The 18,204-nt window shown below is 66.7% G+C and carries 21 protein-coding genes; 19 read left to right on the plus strand and 2 right to left on the minus strand.

Annotation, left to right across the window (positions count from 1 at the left end; genetic code table 11):
* Window positions 1-148: 148 nt before the first annotated feature.
* From ACIBKX_RS07670 to ACIBKX_RS07735, 14 genes are all read left to right on the plus strand, one after another.
* Window positions 149-922, plus strand: a complete 774-nt coding sequence (locus ACIBKX_RS07670; RefSeq protein ID WP_363271184.1) for a SpdA protein — start codon at window positions 149-151, stop codon at window positions 920-922.
* Between the two features lie 479 nt (window positions 923-1,401).
* On the plus strand, window positions 1,402-1,803 hold the full coding sequence (locus ACIBKX_RS07675) for a hypothetical protein (RefSeq protein WP_399375678.1): 402 nt from the start codon (window positions 1,402-1,404) through the stop codon (window positions 1,801-1,803).
* A 623-nt stretch (window positions 1,804-2,426) separates the two neighbouring features.
* A complete protein-coding gene (locus ACIBKX_RS07680; RefSeq protein ID WP_363270983.1) occupies window positions 2,427-2,789 on the plus strand; it encodes a hypothetical protein in 363 nt (120 codons plus the stop codon).
* A gap of 650 nt (window positions 2,790-3,439) precedes the next feature.
* Complete coding sequence (locus ACIBKX_RS07685; protein ID WP_399375679.1) at window positions 3,440-3,871, plus strand: hypothetical protein; 432 nt, start codon at window positions 3,440-3,442, stop codon at window positions 3,869-3,871.
* 119 nt (window positions 3,872-3,990) lie between these two features.
* On the plus strand, window positions 3,991-4,602 hold the full coding sequence (locus ACIBKX_RS07690; RefSeq protein ID WP_363270985.1) for a hypothetical protein: 612 nt from the start codon (window positions 3,991-3,993) through the stop codon (window positions 4,600-4,602).
* Window positions 4,599-5,435 carry a hypothetical protein gene (locus ACIBKX_RS07695; RefSeq protein WP_363270986.1) on the plus strand — a complete coding sequence of 279 codons (837 nt, stop codon included), beginning with the start codon at window positions 4,599-4,601 and terminating at the stop codon, window positions 5,433-5,435. Before ACIBKX_RS07690 ends, ACIBKX_RS07695 begins: the two co-directional genes overlap by 4 nt.
* A 62-nt stretch (window positions 5,436-5,497) precedes the next feature.
* On the plus strand, window positions 5,498-6,826 hold the full coding sequence (locus tag ACIBKX_RS07700) for a CpaF family protein (protein WP_399375731.1): 1,329 nt from the start codon (window positions 5,498-5,500) through the stop codon (window positions 6,824-6,826).
* A 113-nt stretch (window positions 6,827-6,939) separates the two neighbouring features.
* Window positions 6,940-7,743, plus strand: coding sequence for a type II secretion protein F (locus ACIBKX_RS07705; RefSeq protein WP_363270988.1), 804 nt, complete (start codon window positions 6,940-6,942; stop codon window positions 7,741-7,743).
* Window positions 7,731-8,624: a type II secretion system F family protein gene (locus ACIBKX_RS07710; RefSeq protein ID WP_363270989.1), complete on the plus strand. Its 894-nt coding sequence runs from the start codon at window positions 7,731-7,733 to the stop codon at window positions 8,622-8,624. The genes ACIBKX_RS07705 and ACIBKX_RS07710 overlap by 13 nt, the downstream gene beginning before the upstream one ends.
* Before the next feature lie 30 nt (window positions 8,625-8,654).
* Complete coding sequence (locus ACIBKX_RS07715) at window positions 8,655-8,858, plus strand: hypothetical protein (RefSeq protein ID WP_363270990.1); 204 nt, start codon at window positions 8,655-8,657, stop codon at window positions 8,856-8,858.
* The gene (locus tag ACIBKX_RS07720; RefSeq protein ID WP_363270992.1) at window positions 8,855-9,259 is read left to right on the plus strand and encodes a TadE/TadG family type IV pilus assembly protein; all 405 of its coding nucleotides are present in this window, start codon (window positions 8,855-8,857) and stop codon (window positions 9,257-9,259) included. The genes ACIBKX_RS07715 and ACIBKX_RS07720 overlap by 4 nt, the downstream gene beginning before the upstream one ends.
* The gene (locus ACIBKX_RS07725) at window positions 9,256-9,705 is read left to right on the plus strand and encodes a TadE/TadG family type IV pilus assembly protein (RefSeq protein WP_363270993.1); all 450 of its coding nucleotides are present in this window, start codon (window positions 9,256-9,258) and stop codon (window positions 9,703-9,705) included. The genes ACIBKX_RS07720 and ACIBKX_RS07725 overlap by 4 nt, the downstream gene beginning before the upstream one ends.
* The gene (locus tag ACIBKX_RS07730) at window positions 9,702-10,148 is read left to right on the plus strand and encodes a pilus assembly protein TadG-related protein (protein WP_363270995.1); all 447 of its coding nucleotides are present in this window, start codon (window positions 9,702-9,704) and stop codon (window positions 10,146-10,148) included. The genes ACIBKX_RS07725 and ACIBKX_RS07730 overlap by 4 nt, the downstream gene beginning before the upstream one ends.
* A 1,032-nt stretch (window positions 10,149-11,180) precedes the next feature.
* On the plus strand, window positions 11,181-12,719 hold the full coding sequence (locus ACIBKX_RS07735; protein WP_363270996.1) for a BTAD domain-containing putative transcriptional regulator: 1,539 nt from the start codon (window positions 11,181-11,183) through the stop codon (window positions 12,717-12,719).
* 29 nt (window positions 12,720-12,748) lie between these two features.
* On the opposite strand, the gene ACIBKX_RS07740 is transcribed toward ACIBKX_RS07735, so the two are convergent.
* Window positions 12,749-13,285: a hypothetical protein gene (locus ACIBKX_RS07740; protein ID WP_363270997.1), complete on the minus strand. Its 537-nt coding sequence runs from the start codon at window positions 13,283-13,285 to the stop codon at window positions 12,749-12,751.
* Between the two features lie 248 nt (window positions 13,286-13,533).
* Between ACIBKX_RS07740 and ACIBKX_RS07745 the strand changes: the two genes are divergently transcribed.
* The 5 genes from ACIBKX_RS07745 (at window position 13,534) to ACIBKX_RS07765 (ending at window position 17,431) form a co-directional block, all read left to right on the plus strand.
* On the plus strand, window positions 13,534-14,067 hold the full coding sequence (locus ACIBKX_RS07745) for a helix-turn-helix transcriptional regulator (RefSeq protein WP_363270998.1): 534 nt from the start codon (window positions 13,534-13,536) through the stop codon (window positions 14,065-14,067).
* Between the two features lie 180 nt (window positions 14,068-14,247).
* Entirely contained in the window at window positions 14,248-14,670 is a 423-nt protein-coding gene (locus tag ACIBKX_RS07750; RefSeq protein ID WP_363270999.1) for a hypothetical protein, read from the plus strand.
* The gene (locus ACIBKX_RS07755) at window positions 14,663-15,895 is read left to right on the plus strand and encodes an MAB_1171c family putative transporter (RefSeq protein WP_363271000.1); all 1,233 of its coding nucleotides are present in this window, start codon (window positions 14,663-14,665) and stop codon (window positions 15,893-15,895) included. The genes ACIBKX_RS07750 and ACIBKX_RS07755 overlap by 8 nt, the downstream gene beginning before the upstream one ends.
* Window positions 15,896-15,948: 53 nt before the next feature.
* Window positions 15,949-16,737 carry an oxygenase MpaB family protein gene (locus ACIBKX_RS07760; RefSeq protein ID WP_363271001.1) on the plus strand — a complete coding sequence of 263 codons (789 nt, stop codon included), beginning with the start codon at window positions 15,949-15,951 and terminating at the stop codon, window positions 16,735-16,737.
* A 157-nt stretch (window positions 16,738-16,894) separates the two neighbouring features.
* Window positions 16,895-17,431: an NUDIX hydrolase gene (locus ACIBKX_RS07765; protein ID WP_363271002.1), complete on the plus strand. Its 537-nt coding sequence runs from the start codon at window positions 16,895-16,897 to the stop codon at window positions 17,429-17,431.
* Window positions 17,432-17,737: 306 nt separating this feature from the next.
* Here the strand turns inward: ACIBKX_RS07765 and ACIBKX_RS07770 are convergent, their stop codons facing one another.
* A complete protein-coding gene (locus tag ACIBKX_RS07770; RefSeq protein ID WP_363271003.1) occupies window positions 17,738-18,160 on the minus strand; it encodes a hypothetical protein in 423 nt (140 codons plus the stop codon).
* Window positions 18,161-18,204: the final 44 nt, after the last annotated feature.

Consider the following 18,204-nt stretch of genomic DNA (forward strand, 5'->3'; position numbering starts at 1 on the left):
CTGTTCGTGTGTCCCTGACCAGCGTGTACGCCGATGCACCGGCACTCGGCCGCTCCCGCGGGGTTCCCCGTTCTACCTGGGAGTTCCCTGAAGTTCCCGCGCGATTGTGCACTGGATGTGCATGCGCAGGGCACGGGGGGCGATCTTGATGGGCGGCTTGAACAGGCCGCTCCCGGGGGCACGCCTCGGCCTGCCCTTGGAGCAGCGGTTCACCCTGCGCGCGGTCACCGTCATCGCTGGGACGGTAGTGGGCCTGACGTTCTTGTTCGGTTTCGGCAACGTATGGACGCTGGCCCTGAGCCTTGGCGTTCCCCCGTGGGTCGCACCTCTCGTCGCCCCAGCCGTGGATCTGTCGGTGGTGGGCCTCCTGTTGGCCATTCGCCACATGGCCCTCCACGGCGCCGGGCGTGACCAGATGAGGCCCGCTCGCCGTCTGCTGATCTTCTCAAGCGCGATGACATTGGCATTGAACGTGGCGGCACCGCTCCTTGCCGGGCAGTTAGGGAAAGCGGCCTTTGACGCCGTCGGCCCGCTGCTGCTCATCGGCTGGGCCGAGGTCGGCCCAGGCTTGCTCCAGACACTCAACAGCCAACAGTTCACGTCCCCTTCGAGGGCGGCTGCCCCAGAACACACGAACGGGGAATCGACGATCGCCAAGCAGAACAGCGCTATCGAAGACGGTGTGGTTGTCGACCCCAAGGCGCAGGATTCACCCGATGCCGACCTGACCGACTGGAGCGATGACCTCTTTGAGCGCGCCCGACGGGAAGACGCCCTGCACTGGGAGGCGCATATGCGGCCCATCTCCGCGGAGACGCTCCGCAAGCGCCTCCGTGTGGGGACGGCGAAGGCAAGGCTTCTCGTGACCATGGTGCGCACTGAGCAGCACAGGAGCTCTACGGACGTGCCCCGCATGCTGTAGTAGGGGGCTTCGGCAGACTCAGGACGACCGTGCCTGGCAGCCGCCGTCAGCTGCTCGGTCCGCCCCTCGATCTCACGATCAGGGACGTCGCGGTTGCCCACAACAGATGCCGGCGCTCCCGATGCGCCACACGGAGTCGAAGCCGCGCAACGCCGAGGGCTGGGCGGCCCGAGCATTCGCGTCACCATGCCAGGTGGGCAGCGGTGGCCTGTGCCCACCTGGCGTCTGGCGCAGGGGCAACGGCAGTGGGCGGGCGCGGCCAGGCGTGGTGAGGCGAAGGAGGTTCCACAGACGAAGCGCTGGACGGGGCCGAAGGTTCCGACGGCCGGGAGTCCGGTGAAGTACAGGCCGGGGATCGTGGAACCGAAGCCCCGACCCAGCTGTGGGTACCCGCCGGTTCGGGCGAGTCCCGCGCGGAGTTCGGGGGACAGGAAGTCCAGTGCTTCCAGGGTGACGCGGTAGCCGGTGGCCGCCATCACGTGGTCGGCTTCGAGCACGCGGGGCTTGCCGTCCGACGCCGTGGTGGTCAGGCTGGCCCCGTCGCCCTCGCCGAGAACGATGAGTTCAGCGACCAAGCCAGCGAACAGCGTGCCCGCCTCACCTCCCTCAGTCTCCTCCGCCAGGACGCAGAATCCAGGGCTCTCGACCACTGCCCCGTCTGCGACAGCACCATCCCCTCGGCGAACGACACCATCGCCGGCGTCACCCGGGACCTCGCCCTCCTTGACGGCAATCTCGGAGTCATCCGAAACGACACCCCCGCTATCCGGCGGCTCATCGCCGACCAGGAAGACCCCCTGCAAGAGCTCCGTTCAGAACTTCCAACGCACGTTGCAGCAACTAGACGGCAAGATGCAGGTCATCGTCATGGAACGCGCTGACCTCGACTACCCAGCCTTCAGCCAGCACGTCGTTGAACGCTGGCGCTACGGCAACGACTCAGGAGTCGTGCCCTCGACCTGGATGGAGCTCGAGCCCCCAGAGGGCTGATGAGTAGCCGACCACGCGACCGCACGCCGGCAGAGCCGATAGAGCACAGCTGTCATTGGCGACACCTCCCCGAGCTGGCCACACAACACGCGGTGTACCCCGCAGCCTGGTGAAGAAAGCACCAGATTCCTCGTATTCACTCTGAAGTCGGTTCGTCGGCACATCTTGCGGTGACGGCGGCCAGCGGGAGTAGTGGTGAATGCGCTGGCGCTCAGTCGTGCGCCGGGTAGGCATCCAACTGCCGTGGTCTTGGGGTGATGTGGTCATGGTGTTCCGAGCAGGCTGGTGGCGGGTCGAGTGGCGTGCCGTGTGTGCGGGGTTCAGTGCCGCGCTCGTCCTTGTGCTGGCGGCGTGTGGCTCCACCGGCTCTGGCGGAGCAGGAGATCGAGGCTCCTCAGGCACAGATGAACGTGACCGTGCAAGCGCCGCGGACCCCGGGTCCTCGCACAAGCCATCTGTGGCAGATTCCGCCCGGGAGCGGGCGACTTCGGCGTACCTCGGAATGTGGCGGGACATGGCAGCGGCCGCGAAGACCTCGGACTGGCAGTCCTTGCGCCTTGGCCGGTACGCCACCGGGGATGCCCTCGGCGCCATCACTCGCGGCATGTATGCCGATCAGCGCAACGGGCTCGTCACGAAGGGCAAGCCGAAGAACTCTCCGAGAGTCATCGAGCTGGACCCGCCCGCCGACCCCTCAACGGTGATGATCTCAGACTGTGGTGACTCCTCTCGGTGGCTGAAGTACCAAAGGAAGAGCGGGAAGCTCGCCGACGACAGGCCCGGCGGGCGGCAGGCGATCACGGCCAAGGTGAGGAAGCAAGGCGATGGCACGTGGAAGGTCACGCGCTTCGCGGTCGAGGGGGTCGGATCGTGTTGAGGCTGCGGCGTACGTGCATCGTTGCAGGCACGGCCATCGCGATCGCCGCCGCGGGCGCTGCGCCGGCCCTGGCTGACGGAGGCTGGGGCTCCGTGGATTGCTCGCAGAATCCGTATCCGGGGTGTGAACTCGGTGCCGGGAAGGACGGGAAAGGCGGGAAAGGTGGGAGGGACGGGCGGCGGCACGGTCCGCCCCGGTCGCCTCAGCTGCCTGGCCATCCTTCCCAGCCTGAAGGTGGAGGCAGCGGCGGCCAGGGTGGCGGGGACGCGAAGCAGCGTAATCGGAACCGCGCCGATTGCGCATACGTGCGCAGCGACTACAAGGCACCTCCGGCTGTCGTAGCGGCCGCGTACCGACACCCCCGACCTCGAGCTGGGCCCACAGTGGCACCTGCCGCCTTCAGCGAACCGATTGATCCTGGCGCAGCCGAGATGGCGGACGACCCCAAACCAGGAGAACGAGGGGCCTGGTACCTCTACAAATGCATGTCGGGCGCGATCCGCGATGCGTACTACCGACCGCCCGTCTGGATTCCGAGTGCCGCTCCTGGCGACGAAGCCGATGGGCCGGCAGAACCGCCGCCACCGTCTCCCGCGCAGATGGCTCAACCGGCCCGGGAGCAGCTGAGGCTTCCGTCGCCGGAGATCTCCATGAGCCCGGCCGGGGAGCAGCTGGTGAAGCTGCCGACCTGGCTCTGGCTGGCGCGCGGGAGTTGGCATCGCGTGTCGGAGACCGCTTCGGTTCCCGGGGTCTCGGTGACCGCGATCGCGCGCCCGACCAAGGTCGTCTGGAAGCTGGGCGACGGCAGTTCCGTGACCTGCCGCGGGCCGGGAACGCCATACGACGGCGGCTCGCGTACGGAGGGCTCCGCAGATCCCGGCCGTGCCTCACCTGACTGCGGCCACACCTATCGCGACTCGTCCGCCGGGCAGCCCTCAGGGGCCTACTCGGTGTCCGCGACCATCCACTGGACGATCACGTGGGCCGGCGCAGGAGACAGCGGCATCTTTCCTGGCATGACCACCACGTCGACGGCTCAGGTACGCGTCGCGGAGAGCCAGGCACTCAACACCAGGCAGTGAGGCCATCCCCGGGGAGGCGGCACGTGAGCAGTCGATTACGAGCACGAGCGGGTTCTGGGACAGCGAGCAGGGCTGGCGGCAGAACTCCGGGAGGGAGCATCGCCAGCACGCCACCGCGGATGACGAGCGCACCGCGTCCACGGCGAATCCCGTACCTGCTGATCGGGGTGCTGCTGGTGCTCGGATGCGCCACGGGCGGCGTACTGATCACCCTCCAACTCGGTGATCGTGAAACCGTCTTGGCCCTAGCCCGGCCGGTCTCCGTCGGACAGGAACTCACGTCGCGTGATCTGCGTGAGGTGAGCCTCGCGAAGGACAGCGGTCTGGATATGCTCCCGGCCCGCTCCCGAGGGTCTGTGGAGGGACGTCCGGTGGCATACAGCCTGCCGGAAGGTGCGCTCCTGACCAAGGGAGTCCTGGGGAAGGCGAAGACTCCGCCGGCTGGGCGGGCAGTCGTGGCGGTCGGTCTGAAGCCAGGGCAGATGCCTTCCGGGCTGCAGTCGGGAAACGGCGTGAGGGTCGTGACAGCGCCCTCCGAGAGGTCTGGAAAGTCCTCCGCTCCCCCGGACGGCGACTCCTGGACTGCGACGGTCGTCGGCGTAGAGGGCGGTCAGGACGGCCAGTTGATCGTAGTGACCTTGATGCTGGCGGAGGCCGATGCCCGGCAGCTGGCCGCCGCTCCCGAGGGCGGGCTTCGCATCGTCATGGTGCGTGGAGGTGACCCCCGATGACGTTGGTGGCCATGTGCAGCCTGAAGGGCTCGCCCGGAGTGACGACTGCCGCCCTAGGGCTGGCGGGGCAGTGGCCGAGCGGCCATCAGCCGGTGGTGATGGAGTGCGACCCTGCCGGCGGAGACCTGCTGGCTCGGTACCGGCTGGCCATCTCGCCCGGCCTCGTCACCCTGGCCGCCGCCGGGCGACGTAGCACCGAGCCGGGCCTCGTCTGGCAGCACACGCAGCGTCTGCCCGGCGGACTGCGGGTGGTGCCGGGCCCGCCGAGCGCCGGGCAAGCGCAAGCCGCGCTTGAACAGCTCACCAGCGAGGAGACGACGATGCCGCGACGAGCGGCAGACCGGGCGGGTGTGGTCGTCATTGCTGACTGCGGGCGTGTCGAGGAGTCGTCGCCGGCCCTGCCGGTACTCCGGCAGGCAGACGCCCTCCTGGTACTCGTGCGAGCGCGTGACGACGCACTGGCGCATCTCGCGACGATGGTGAACACGGTAGAACGGTGGTCAGCGGAGCCTTGCTTCGTCTTGGTGGGCGACGGCTACCGGACTGACGACGTGGTCCGCGAGTTGGGAATCGAGGTAGCGGCCCGACTCCCCGAAGACAAGAAGGGGGCGGCGGCACTCTCGGGGGCACTGGGGCGGCGTGCGGCACCCGCACGCTCGGCGCTGGGAAAAGCCCTGGCGTCCCTGGCGGACAACTTGGCCGACCGTTCGGCGCGGACCAGGCGACGCGGCGTCGGCACACTTGAGGCCACAGGCCCCAACGAGTACATCAGCTTGCCTTGGGCCGGATCGCCCGTCGTTGCCGCCTCCTCCCCTGATGGAAGTGCCTCGTGATGGCGAACGCCACCGCACTGGGACCAGGTGTCCAAGAGCCGTCCGAGCTCCCGGGCATGGGGATGTACGTGGACGTCGGCACCGACCACCTACGGCAACACCTCCGACGCGCGCTCTCGCGGAGGTTGTCCGAGCGCATCCAGGGCCGCGAGGCCGCCGGGCAGCGCCAGTGGACCGACACCGAGCACCGCGCGGAGGCCGACGCGATCCTGGCGGAGGCCGCCGAAGAGTTCGCCCGGTCGCAGCTCACGCAGGGCCGACGCGTCGTACCTCCTGAGATCGAGCAGCAGGTGATCGCGGCAGTACTAAACGAGATCTTCGGCCTGGCCGGTCTCGAACCGCTGTTGCGCAACCCCGACATCGAGAACATCAACATCAACGGAGACCGCGTCTTTGTACGCTTCTCCGATGGCCGCCGCGAGAGGCTCCCCTCGGTCGTGAGCTCGGATACTGAGCTGATCCAGCTGATTCGCGACCTCGCGGCTCGCTCTGGAGTGGAGGAGCGTCGCTTCGATCGGGGCAGCCCCGGCGTCAACTTCCAACTCCAGGGTGGAGAACGGGTATTCGCCGTCATGGCAGTGACGAGCCGCCCCTCGGTATCCATCCGACGGCACCGGTACAAGACCGTCTCGCTCGACGAGCTGTGCAAGCTCGGCACCATCGACCGCGGCCTCGCGGCCTTTCTCGCCGCGATTGTCCGCGCCCGGAAGAATGTCCTGGTCACGGGCGGAACCGCCATAGGCAAGACGACCATGCTGCGAGCACTGGCCGCGGAGATCCCGACCTGGGAACGCCTGGTGACCGTCGAGGACGTCTTCGAGCTCAACCTGGATGCCGACAGTGAAGCCCACCCAGATGTGGTCGCGATGCAGGCGAGAGAGGCGAACATCGAGGGCCAAGGGGCCGTGAGCCAGGCAGAGCTGGTGCGCTGGGCTCTGCGTATGTCGCCCGACCGCGTCATCGTCGGCGAGGTACGGGGCCCCGAAGTGATCCCGATGTGCAATGCCATGAGTCAGGGCAACGACGGCTCGATGGGCACCCTGCACGCCTCCACCAGCCGCGGCGCGTTCACCCGCCTCGCGGCGTACGCGGTTCAAGGTCCCGAGAGGCTGCCGCTGGACGCCACCAACCTTCTCGTCGCCTCTGCCCTGGACTTCGTGGTGCACCTGGACCGGCCACGCGGCGAGATCGGCAAGCGGGTCGTGTCATCCATCCGGGAGGTGATCGATGCCGACGGTCGGCAGATCATCTCGAACGAGGTCTTTCGCCCCGGCCCCGACTTACGGGCTGTGCCCGGTGTGCCCCTGCGCGCGGAGACGCTGGAGGACCTGGTGGTCGCGGGTCTCGACCCAGGTCGGCTGCAGTACGCGGCCCAGGGCTGGCCCTCATGAACGTACACGTGTTGTTGTCCTCCTTGTTCGGACTCGGTGTCGGGCTGGGCCTGCTCTTGGTGGTGTGGAGTTGGCGACAGCGCAGACACTCTTCCTTCCACGTCTCAGGATCTGTGCTTCGCCGTAGTCGACGGGAGCACGCCGGTCGGTGGCTCACGGCCGCACTGGTCGCCGGCCTGGCCGGTGGCGCGTTCACCGGCTGGATCGTGGGAGGTGTCCTCGCCGCACTGGTCGTCTGGAGTCTTCCCGCTCTTCTCGGTATGGGGGCGGCCGACGAGCGGCGGCTGGCCCGGCTTGAAGGGATCGCGAGCTGGAGCGAGATGCTGCGTGACACGCTCGCCGCGGCCGCGGGACTGGAACAGGCCGTCGTGGCCACCGCCCGAGCCGCTCCGAAGTCAGTTCGCCCTCACGTACTGGAACTCTCCACCCGCATCGAGCGGGGTGAACGTCTCACACCTTCCCTGCGCCGCCTGGCCGACGACCTGGACGATCCGACGGCGGACCTCGTGCTGGCCGCTCTCGTTCTCGCCTCGCAGCATCAGGCGCGCAACCTTGCCCTGCTGCTCGGCGAGCTCGCCTCGACTGCCCGAGCCCAAGTGGCCATGCGGCAACGGGTCGACGCGGCTCGAGCCCGTACACGTACGACCATGCGGGTCGTCGTCACCACCACAGTGTCCTTCGCGGGCGGTCTCGTCCTGCTCAATCCAGCCTTCCTCCGTCCCTACAACACGTGGGCCGGGCAGCTGGTCCTCCTGGGCATCGGTGCACTGTTCGGTACTGCATTCCACTGGCTGCGGGGCCTGGCACGAATCGAGGGACCTGAACGATTCCTACGCGTCGCGGAGGAGCACGGAGGTGTCACCAGCGACGCGGATTCCGCGAGTGCTCGACAGGAGGCCGCTCCATGGCAGTCATAACGCTGCTGGGCATCGGCACAGGACTAGGACTTTGGGCACTGGTGGTGTGGCTCGTGCCGCCGCGCCCGGCCTTGAGCGAGCTCATCACTCTGCTCCATACGCAACCGCAGCCGATCCACGACTTCGCCAGGCAGAACGGCGGATGGGCCGTACGACTCGGCGCCCCCTTCGCCACGCCCATACGCGCCCTCGGGCTGCCGCGCGGACGCATGGCGCAGGACCTGGCCATCACCGGGCGGAACCCCGACATCCACCTCGCCGAGAAGACTGCGCTGGGGCTGACCGGTCTGATGATGCCCTTGATGATTGAGGTCGTACTCACCATCGGTGGCCGACCGCTGCCGTGGCCACTGCCTGCGGGAGGAGCGCTGGGATTGGCAGTGGGCGGGTTCTTGCTCCCTGACCTGACGGTACGAGCTGAAGCGGCTCGTCGTCGTGAAGCGTGCCGGCACGCACTCAGCGCTTACTTGAACCTCATCCACATCCTGCTCGCGGGAGGAGCCGGCGTGGACGCTGCTCTCCACGATGCTGCGGGCACTGGCCACGGCTGGGCCTTTCAGCAAATCCGGCGCTCGCTCAATACAGCGCGCCTGACACGGAGTTCGCCTTGGACGGCCTTGGGGCAACTTGGCGAGGAGCTGGGGGTCAGCGAGCTGACGGAACTCGCTGCGGCGCTCTCACTCGCCGGTACCGAAGGGTCCAGACTCCGCGACTCACTGGCTGCGAAGGCCGCCTCGATGCGCCACCGCGACGGTGCCGAAGCCGAAGGGCAGGCAAACGCGGCGACCGAGCGGATGGCTCTGCCAGGCATGCTCATGGCCTTCGGCTTCGTGGCCTTCGTCTTCTATCCCGCACTCAGCCAGATCACCGCATCGCTATGACCCCGAGCCGACGCCGTAAGGAGCCCGGCCATGCGCTCGTACGCCTTGATCCGATCTCTGCGGGTGCGCCTCAGCGCACCACTTCGGAAACTTGCCAAGCTGTCCCGCGACGATCGCGGCGTCACTACAGAGCAGGTCATCTGGATCGCCTTTCTGGCCGGACTCGCCCTGACCGTCACGGGGTTGTTCGGGCCACAGATCCTGGAGGCGGCGCGCAATGTCACCTTCCGTTGAGGGGGCGGGCCCGGTGGTCGAGCGAAGTCGGGGCCGCCACAACGGAGATGGTTCTGGTCATGCCCTTGGTCCTCACCCTCGTGCTGTTGTTGGCGCAGGCAGCCCTCTATCTGCACGCCGATCACATTGCTCAGGCCACCGCATCGCACGCGCTCGCTGCCACGCGGGTCCAGGGCGGCACTCCGGCAGCCGGCCAGTCCGAGGCCGCGTACGTACTCGACCAACTTGGGCGCGGACCGCTCCGCGACGCGCACATCACGGTGAACCGCGGGACGGAGCAAGCCGAGGTACGAGTCAGCGGCACCGCCAGCAGCGTTCTGCCGTTCCTGCAACTGCCGGTACGCGCGCGCTCTGTCGGGCCCGTCGAGAAGTTCCGGCCCGGTGGAGGGGCGGAGCCGTGAGTGCGAGGTGGCGCCACTGTTCGGACATCGGTTCCGTGACGATGGAACTGGTCCTGCTCATTCCGCTGCTGATCACGATGCTGTGGCTGCTTCTCTTCTGCGGGCGTCTGGCCGACACCCGGATTCGGATCGAGGACGCCGCGCACCAGGCGGCGCGTGCGGCCAGCGCGGAACGCAGTACTTCGGCCGCGGCCGCGGAGGCCCGAGCCACGGCTGCCTCCGCGCTGAGCGACGCGGGCATCATCTGCCGGTCCCTCGATGTCGAGACCAACGGCAGCATGCGACCAGGAGGCACTATGACCGCCACCGTCAGCTGCAGCGTTGACCTGCACGACCTGGCACTCCTCCAGGTGCCGGGCGAGACCACGCTCAAGGCTGAGTTCGCCGCGCCCGTCGATGAATACCGGGGTACGACGACCATGGCACGGGGAGGCGGGGCGAGGTGACAGGCCCCCATTCCACGTGGTTGCGTGTACGCGCCAGTAAAGACGGTGGGCAGATAACAGTCTTCGTGGTTCTCATCACTGCTGCCGTGCTGATGTTCGCGGCTCTGGCGCTCGACGGCGGTCTGGCTCTGGCGGCGAAGGTCCGCGCCATCGGCGAAGCGCAGGAAGCGGCGCGGAGCGGAGCCCAGGCAATCGACCTGGCCGCGTACCGCCGAGACGGCACGCTCCGGCTGCTTCCCGATCAGGCTCAGCGACGTGCCCAGACATATCTGGCGGCCACGGGCGACAGCGGCAACATCACGGCAACGGAGGACACGGTCACCGTCACAGTGACCGCTCACCAACGCACGCAAATGCTCGGCTTGTTGGGCATCGACGCTCTCAGCGTAACGGCCACAAGCAGTGCCGAGCCCGTGCGCGGGGTCGAAGCCCCCGGACCATAGGCAGGACACGCCATGGATGTAGGGCAGCCCACCTCGGCGCGCTTCCCGAGCGGTTCTGGCGCCGCCAGGTCAGCCCGTCTTGTACACCGCGCCGGGCAACTGATCCGTGGCACCCTGGCCGCCGCCTTCCTCGCAGTGCTAGTGGTCGGCATCCCTTGGGCGTTGTGGCTGTACGTGGGGTGGCCGCTGCCTGACCACGTTCCCGAGTTGGACGAGGCCACAGTGGCCCTTGCCTCCCCCTTGAGCGCGTCTCGCCTTCTCAAGATCCTCACTTGCGCTCTGTGGGTGACATGGGGTCTGCTGCTCGTCGCCGCCGCACGGTCTGCGGTTTCTGGAGTACGGACCTTGTCGTTTCCTCGAGCGGCGGGCACGGGGCCCCTGCATACGATGACGACGGCTTTGGTCGGAGCCGTACTCCTGGCACTGCTACCGAACCGGGACCCACAGCTGTCCGCGAGGGGACACCTTCACACAGCCGCAGCGAGCACCGCTCCGGGGTATCCCCGCCAACCGTCCGACACGGCGCAGACCGAAGTAGTGCGACCTCCCAAGGACGGAATCCACGACAGCCTGTGGAACATCGCCGAACGCCGCTTGGGCGACGGACGACGATGGAAAGAGATCTATGTCCTGAACCGGGGGCGGCCACAGACGGATGGTCACGCCTTGACTGATCCCAGACTCATATCCCCTGGCTGGGTACTGCTCCTGCCGGAAATGAACCCTACGCCGGGCGGCGGTGACCACGACTCGGGCGGCAGTACAGAACCGCGGAGTCCAGAACCCAACCCTGAGGAGTCACCAACACCGGCACCACCGTCTGCTTCGCCGACTGACCAGGACCACGGTGACCACGACGACTCCCTCGGCCCTGCGATCTCCCTCCCAGAGGGCGTATTCGTCGGGTTCGGTACGGCGGCCGCTGTGGCTGCCGCTCTCGTGGTCGTACGTCGACGCCGAAGGATCCGCTACTCGCCCGGGAGCCAGGATCGAAGGGACGTACACATCGCTCCCGTCGTGAGGGCCCTCCGCATGGCGCACGAGCAGGCGGTAGGGCCGGTAGCGGGCGCCGGGTCGATCACGCCCTCAGCCGAACATGTCGTCGGAGTCAGAGACGGCCACTCGCTGGCCTGGGACCTGGCAAGAAGCCGCGGCTTGGGCCTCGTCGGACCGGGAGCGTTGGACGCGGTCCGAGCCCTCCTGATCAGTCTGCTGTCCGAACAGTACGCGGCGGCACGACGTCAGACGGAACTCGTTGTGCCTGCGTCCGATGCGCGACTTCTCCTGGGGAACGAGATCGATCCAGTGCGCCTGCGAGGACTGCACATCGTGACGGACCTGTCCGAGGCTCTGCCCATCATGGAGGCCGAGCTCGTCTCGCGGACGCGCACGCAGGACGAGAGGAGTGATGCCGAGATGGGATCGCGGCAGGAGATCATCCTCATCGCCTCCCCGGAATCCGCTGAGGAAGGACGACTGCAATCGATCCTCGACAGCGGCTCCGCCCTAGGCCTCACCTGCATTCTGATCGGACAGTGGCGTCCAGGAGGAACCCTGCGTGTGCAGGAGGACGGATCCGTCTCGGCCACCAGCCCGTCCCACGCAGACGTCTTCGTCGGCGCGCGCCTGTTCACCGTGCCGGCAGACGCTGCCCAGGCGCTCCTCGAGCTCCTGGCCGAGGCGGCGCCAGTCGATGTTGAGGAGCCGAACGGTCGTCACACTGCCAGGACACCTGCAGAGGTTTCGGACCCGACCAAGCCGAGCCATCTCCACGACCGCCCGCTTCGGATATCGGTGTTCGGTCGAGTACGGCTGACCTACATCGGGACTGCCTCTACGGCTGAACCAGCCGACATCACCGATGAGTTGGCCCCGCGGCAACGGGAGGTCCTGGCCTACCTTGCCCTGCACCCCGACGGAGTCCGCCGCGAGACATTGACGGCGACCCTCTGGCCTGACGCGCCACACGACCGTCCGTCCAACAGCTTCCACGCCACATTGAGCCACATGCGTCGAGCGCTGCGTAGGACTACAGAGGGCGATGTCAACGAGATCGTCCATCGAAGCGACGGCCTCTACGGGCTCGACCACCAGCAGGTCAGCGTCGACCTGTGGGAGTTCCGGGATGCCGTGAAGCGAGCCAGAGCAAGTGGCGAGAGCGAGCAGAGCCGCCAGGCGTACCTACTCCGCGCGATTGCCCTCTATGGCGGTGACTTCGCAGATGACGTCCCATCCGAGTGGGCGGAGGCGCCACGCGAGACGCTGCGTCGCGAGTGTCTGGACTCTGTGAGCACACGAGTACGCGCTCTACGAGGGACTGACCCTCGGGAGGCCCTCAACCTGCTGGAGAGAGCTCGCGAGTTGGACCGCTACAACGAGGCGATCTACCGGGACATCGCCCGCATGCAGGCATTCATGGGAGAAGACGACGCAGTCCCCCGTACCTTCGACTTGCTCAGGCGGGCCTTGGCGGAGGTGGATGAATCTCCGAATCGTGCGACGGTGGCCCTCTTCGAGGAGCTGCAGAATCCACCTGATGGGGACACCTCAGATCGCGAAATGCGAACTTGAGGGGACCCAAGGGTGAAGGGCCGAATGATCTACAAGTCCAGCTCCCCATGCCGTCGTTGCTGAGCGCGCACCAGCAAGCCGGAATGAATCTCAGTCCACGCCGCCGCTGGCGCCATCACCGTGAGCAGCTCTCGCGCCGGCGGAGCCAGCTGGTATGTGGCGGTGAAGGGGAAGCAGGTCGCTCGTTCGCGTTGGATCAGTTCACCCTGGGTGAGGCGCAGCAGGGTCCGACTCAGCGTGCCTTCCTGAAGGTATTGGTGAGTGCGGCCTGGCCAGTTGCTGGCGGGAGTCTGCGCTCGGACCGCATGCAGCAATTCCGTGTACAGCAACGGTCCGTCCTGGAGCGCGACAAAGACGTCCCAGTCCCATTCTCCGTTCAGCAGGTGCAGGAAGTCATGAATCCGCTGCAGGTATTGCTCATCCCCCGCCGTCGGCCCCGCATGAGCTTGACGTCGACGAGAGGGAAGACGAAGCAGCAGACGACGTGACCATCTACCTACAGAAAGACTACGGCCGTCTGGAAGATCTGAATCTTTCGGCATGATGACCCCTTGGTCGGCATTCACAGGCCAATCACAGGAGACGAGCGAAGAGTTATTTAGCTGTCAATCATTGAAGAAGTACTCCCCTTTGGGGAGCACCGCCCTTGTGGGCCGATCTTGCGCACCTCGACAGGGCATGTCAACCAATCCGAGAGACGAGCTTCGAGCACTGCAGGTCAACGCCTCGACGTGCGGGCAAGGGACTCAACTATCGTGTATCTGGCGTGAATTAGGCGGTAGTTGAATTGCCTGTCCTGGACTACGATGCCGCCATGCCCACTCCGAATCCGGACGTGCCCGCGCCACCATTCCCGCCTCCGGGCCAGGACGCGGTTCTGTTCGGTCGAAGGTTCACCCGCCTGATCAGCGTCATTTATCCAACTGCCCTTGGCCGCCCGTACACGGACACCGAGATCGCGAAGCATGTCGGCCTCTCCAATCAGTACGTCGGGAAACTCCGCAAGGGGCAGTCGGTTCCGACTCTTTCCAATGCAGGTCGGCTGGCCAAGTTGTTCGGCGTATCGACGGACTACTTCCTCAACTCGCCCGAGCACCCAGCCGTCCGGTCGGTTGAACGCAACTTGCGCATGATCGAGAACCATCGCGCAGGAAGGGCGCAGCGAGTCGGGCACCGAACGGCAGGCGGAGCGATGGATGCCGACGACATCGCCCTCCTCTCGGACCAAGAGGTACGGCAGATCGCCGAAGGGGCCGCGGACCTGCCACCCACCATGAGGGACTCAGTGAGCGTGGTGATCGATCAACTACGCAAGGCCATAGGCCTGGAGAGGGACGAACGGACGTGAGCGAGCGTGGAGTTCAGTCCTAGTCCGCCACGTCACGACGCGATCACAGGGGGTGCAGTGAGCATCATTGGTGAGCCCGTCGGGCCGCTGGCGACCCGCTGGCGACTTCCTGAAGGACAGGAGAATGTTCTCGTGGGCTTACGAAGAGCTCGGCGCAAGTGCCGGGCCCTACTGGCGCGGGTGGACCTGCCGCCCTACTCCACGGTGCAGGAGCTGTGCGAGCGCCTGGGCGAACAGCGAGGGCGCCCCATCCTGCTGATCGCCGAAGAGCCGGAGGCTGGTCAGGTTTCCGGGCGGTTCGAGCAGTACCTGACCGAGGACCGAATCTACTACCCCCTACACACCAGTGCCGCTCACCAGGCGCACATCATCTGCCACGAGGTCGCCCATCTCGTGCTCGCCCACACCCCCGTGCTCGACGCACTGGACCCCGCAGTCGTCCGCCTCGTTCTCGGGCGCTCTCACTACACGGAGCCGGCCGAAGAGCAGGCCGAAGTCCTCGGCACACTGCTGTGGCAACAGCTCCCCCTGGCCGTCCCGTCCGAAGCGACGAGCCCTGAAGTGATCACATCGCTCGAACACCGCCAGAGCCGCCATGTATGAGCGTGTTGCCGATTTCGTCTACCTGGCCCTGAGCGTCCTTCTGCTGATCCTGTCGATCTTCAAGTTCCGAGCTTGGCGGCGCCAATCCGTCCTAGCACTGCTGGTCATGGCGCTTACCGCTCTGGTCTCCGCCTTTTCCTTCTTCTGTTCGGCACCGACAGTCACGGACGTGATCAACGACGGATCCGGGATCAGCTTCCTGAGTCTCCTTCTTGTCTACGTCAGCAGGCTGCTGTTCAGTGCCGGTGCGATCACGCTTGTACTCCTCTGGTCACCGCCCTCTCAGAGGCCGAACCGCCGCCAGGCGTGGGCCATCCCCTACGGCGCGGTGCGAACCGCGGTGCGCCGCGGTGTTGTGCGGGTCTACGGACTGGTCATCGTGACCATGGCAGTGCTGTTTGCGACCTTCCCCTCCGGGATGGACAGTTCAGCGTCGCTCGACACGACGTACGCGAACGAGCCCTCGGTATTCATGTTCCTGGTGATCTACCAGGCTGGATTCGCTTGGGCTCTCTGGCAGTTGGGGCGGACGTCATGGAAGCACGCAGCTGACCTGATCGATGACGGCGTGCTGCGGCGGAGCCTGAAACGCCAGACCATCGGATGCGCACTGATTGCCGGCTACTGCTTCAGCAAGATCGTCGCCATCTTCGGAGCGGCAGCAGATCAGCACGCTCTGGACTGGATGGGATCGGTCGTCGGACCCCTCTCAGGCTGCGCCGGGTGCGTCGTCCTCGCAGCGGGATGGGCCGGGGCCGCCGTCACCGCGTGGCGCCAACGGCGCGCCGACTACCGTGCTCTGCGCCCCTTGTGGACAGCAGCGATGCAAGTCGACGGGCGGCTGGCCCTGGGTGCCCCACAACGGGCATGGGCCGAGTGGCTGACCACCCGTGATCTGGAATGGCGCATCACCCGACGCACCCGCGAGATTCGTGACGGCCAACTCGCCCTGCGCCGGTGGGTGCCCGCGGACGTCGTCGAAGTGGCACACCGCCGAGCGGCATCGCGCGAGAATCTGGAACCACACGAGAGGGTGGCCGCCGTCGCTGCGGCTGCCTTCGCGGGCGGTGTACGCGCCGTGCGTGCTCGGCAGAAACCGGCTGAGTACTGTCGGCATACCCCGGGCGCGGATGTCGCCCCCGGCGACGAGCGCCGTCATCTCGTCCTGGTCTCCCGACACCTTCAAGGACCGTTCGTAGCGGAAGTCCTGGCCGAGACCCGCTGAGTCCGGCCAGGGCCCGAAGCGAAGTACAAGGAAACGAGGAAAGGGGAAATCAGATGGGATCCGTCTCTGGTGCGTGCGCGGCCCTGGCGCGAGCAGAGGCCACATATCGGCATCTCGCCTTCACTGACTTCAGCGAGGACCTCGCCTTCGGCCTCAACATCGGCTTCTACCGAACCTTCGCCATACCCGAGATCGCTCAAGTCCTTGCGTCCACCGGGCGGATGACGGGTCAGACGGAGCTGCGCGCCAAAGCGACAGGCCAGATGATGTACCGACTGTTCCGCCACGGCCTGGACAGCGATCAAGGCGCCCAGACGGTGACCGCCCTCAACCACATCCACTCACGCTGGACCCTCACCAACGACACCTTCCGCTACGTCCTGGCCTGCTTCGACATCGCCCCCATGCGGTGGTGCGACACCTACGCCTGGCGTCCCACCACCGCCGCCGAGAAGGCCGCCTCCCACCTCTTCTACCGCGGCCTGGCCGAACGCATGGGCATCCGTGAGGTCCCGCCGACCTGGGGCGAGTTCGCGGACTGGACGGACCACTTCGAACACAGCCAATTCACGGCGACGCCGGAAGCAGCGGCACTGTGGCAAGCCACGCGCGGCCTCCTGGCCAACCGATTCCCGACCGCGCTCGGCCCCTTGGTCCGTACCGCCGCAGACACACTCCTCGACGAACCGCTACGGAAAGCATGCGGGGCCCGCAAAGCGCCCGCTCCGGTCCGGTCCCTGGTCTCCACCAGCATGAAGCTCCGCGCCAAACGCGTCCGCCGCGCGCACGCTCGCCCCGACTATGAGCCGGCACTGCCGCCGTCGGTCCTCGAGCTGGAATGAAGGAGGGGCGCCGATCGCGGGGGCATCGAAGGGCCGGCGACGATTCTCGTCATCCTGACATCTCACAGCGGAACAGGGAGACTGTCTCTCGCGCCACCGCCGGCTCGGGCAGGTCGGGCTGGCATGGTGGACGCTAGGACCGAGAGGGGCTGGGCACATGCGGTGGAACGTCCACGGTGAGCGTCAGATCTACAGCAACCCGTGGGTAAACCTGTGGTTGGTGGACGTCCAGCAGCCGGACGGACGCCGCTGGGAGCACCACGTAGTGCGGATGCGGCACTTGGCCGTCGCCGCGGTCCTCGACGATCAGAAGCGGGTGCTGATGATGTGGCGGCATCGCTTCATCACCGACACGTGGGCCTGGGAACTCCCGATGGGGCTGATCGAGGCGGACGAAAGCCCGGAGCAGGCGGCCGTGCGAGAGGTCGAGGAAGAGACCGGTTGGCGGGTGAAGGGCGTCAAGTCCCTCGTATATGGTCAGCCCGCCAACGGAATTACAGACTCCGAGCACTTCGTCTTCCGCGCCGACGCGGCGGACTATGCCGGCCCTCCCACCGAGCTCAACGAAACGGACCGCATCGAGTGGATTCCTTTGTCCGAGATCCGGGCCATGATCGACCGTCGAGAGGTCGTGAGCAGCGGCTCGCTCATTGGGCTCCTCTACCTGCTTGTGGATGAGGCGACACGCCTGTAGGGCATGCCTCAACGGCGGTAGGCTCTCCGGCATCGACTCCACACCCTCAACGCCAGTACGTCCGCATGGGCCTGGCTACTGTCCTATGGCGCTTCCTCGCCGCCCGCGAACCCTGCATCGCCACAACCTGGGCCGTCTGCGGCGGGGCTGTCAGCCGGCCCGGCCGACGACACCCCGGTCCGGCCCATGCCGGTAGGGCGTACGAGGTGCACTTCCCCTGGCTGCCGTCCGAGACCTGCCCGACGGACAGCCACTCGCTGGCCCCCTCACCCAACAAAGTCAGCACCGGCGGTGCGGAGCCCGCGTTCAGCAGGTCGAGCTTCGGACCTTCGCGAATGCGTCGTTGGCGACCTTGACGTAGATGGTCTTCTTGTTCTTGCGGTTGTACGTGACCGAGTAGTCCATGCCGTAAGAGATCTCGAAGTCGACCTTGAAGCAGCGTCCCTTCTTCACCTGGAAGACGTCCCAGTCCTGGGTGCCCTTGGTCCGCTCGCCGGCCTTGAGGTAGTTCCACTTCTGGTTTCCGCAGGTCGGCTTCTTGGTGGTGGCGTCGCCGGTGCCGGTGTGGGGAAGGCACCAGTTCTTCAGTGCGTAGAAGCCCTTGCCACTGTCGTTCCAGGTCTGGGAGCACCAACCCGGGTCGCACGAACCGCCCGCGCTCGCGCTGGGCGCCGGGCCCGCCAGTGTGGCGGCGGTCGCGATCGCCGCCACGGCTGCCGCGGACCTCACGTGCTTGAGCGCAGAATTTCCAGGCATTGCCATGCCTTTCCCCC

This window comes from Streptomyces sp. NPDC050658, from assembly GCF_044457025.1.
Classification (GTDB): Bacteria; Actinomycetota; Actinomycetes; order Streptomycetales; family Streptomycetaceae; genus Streptomyces.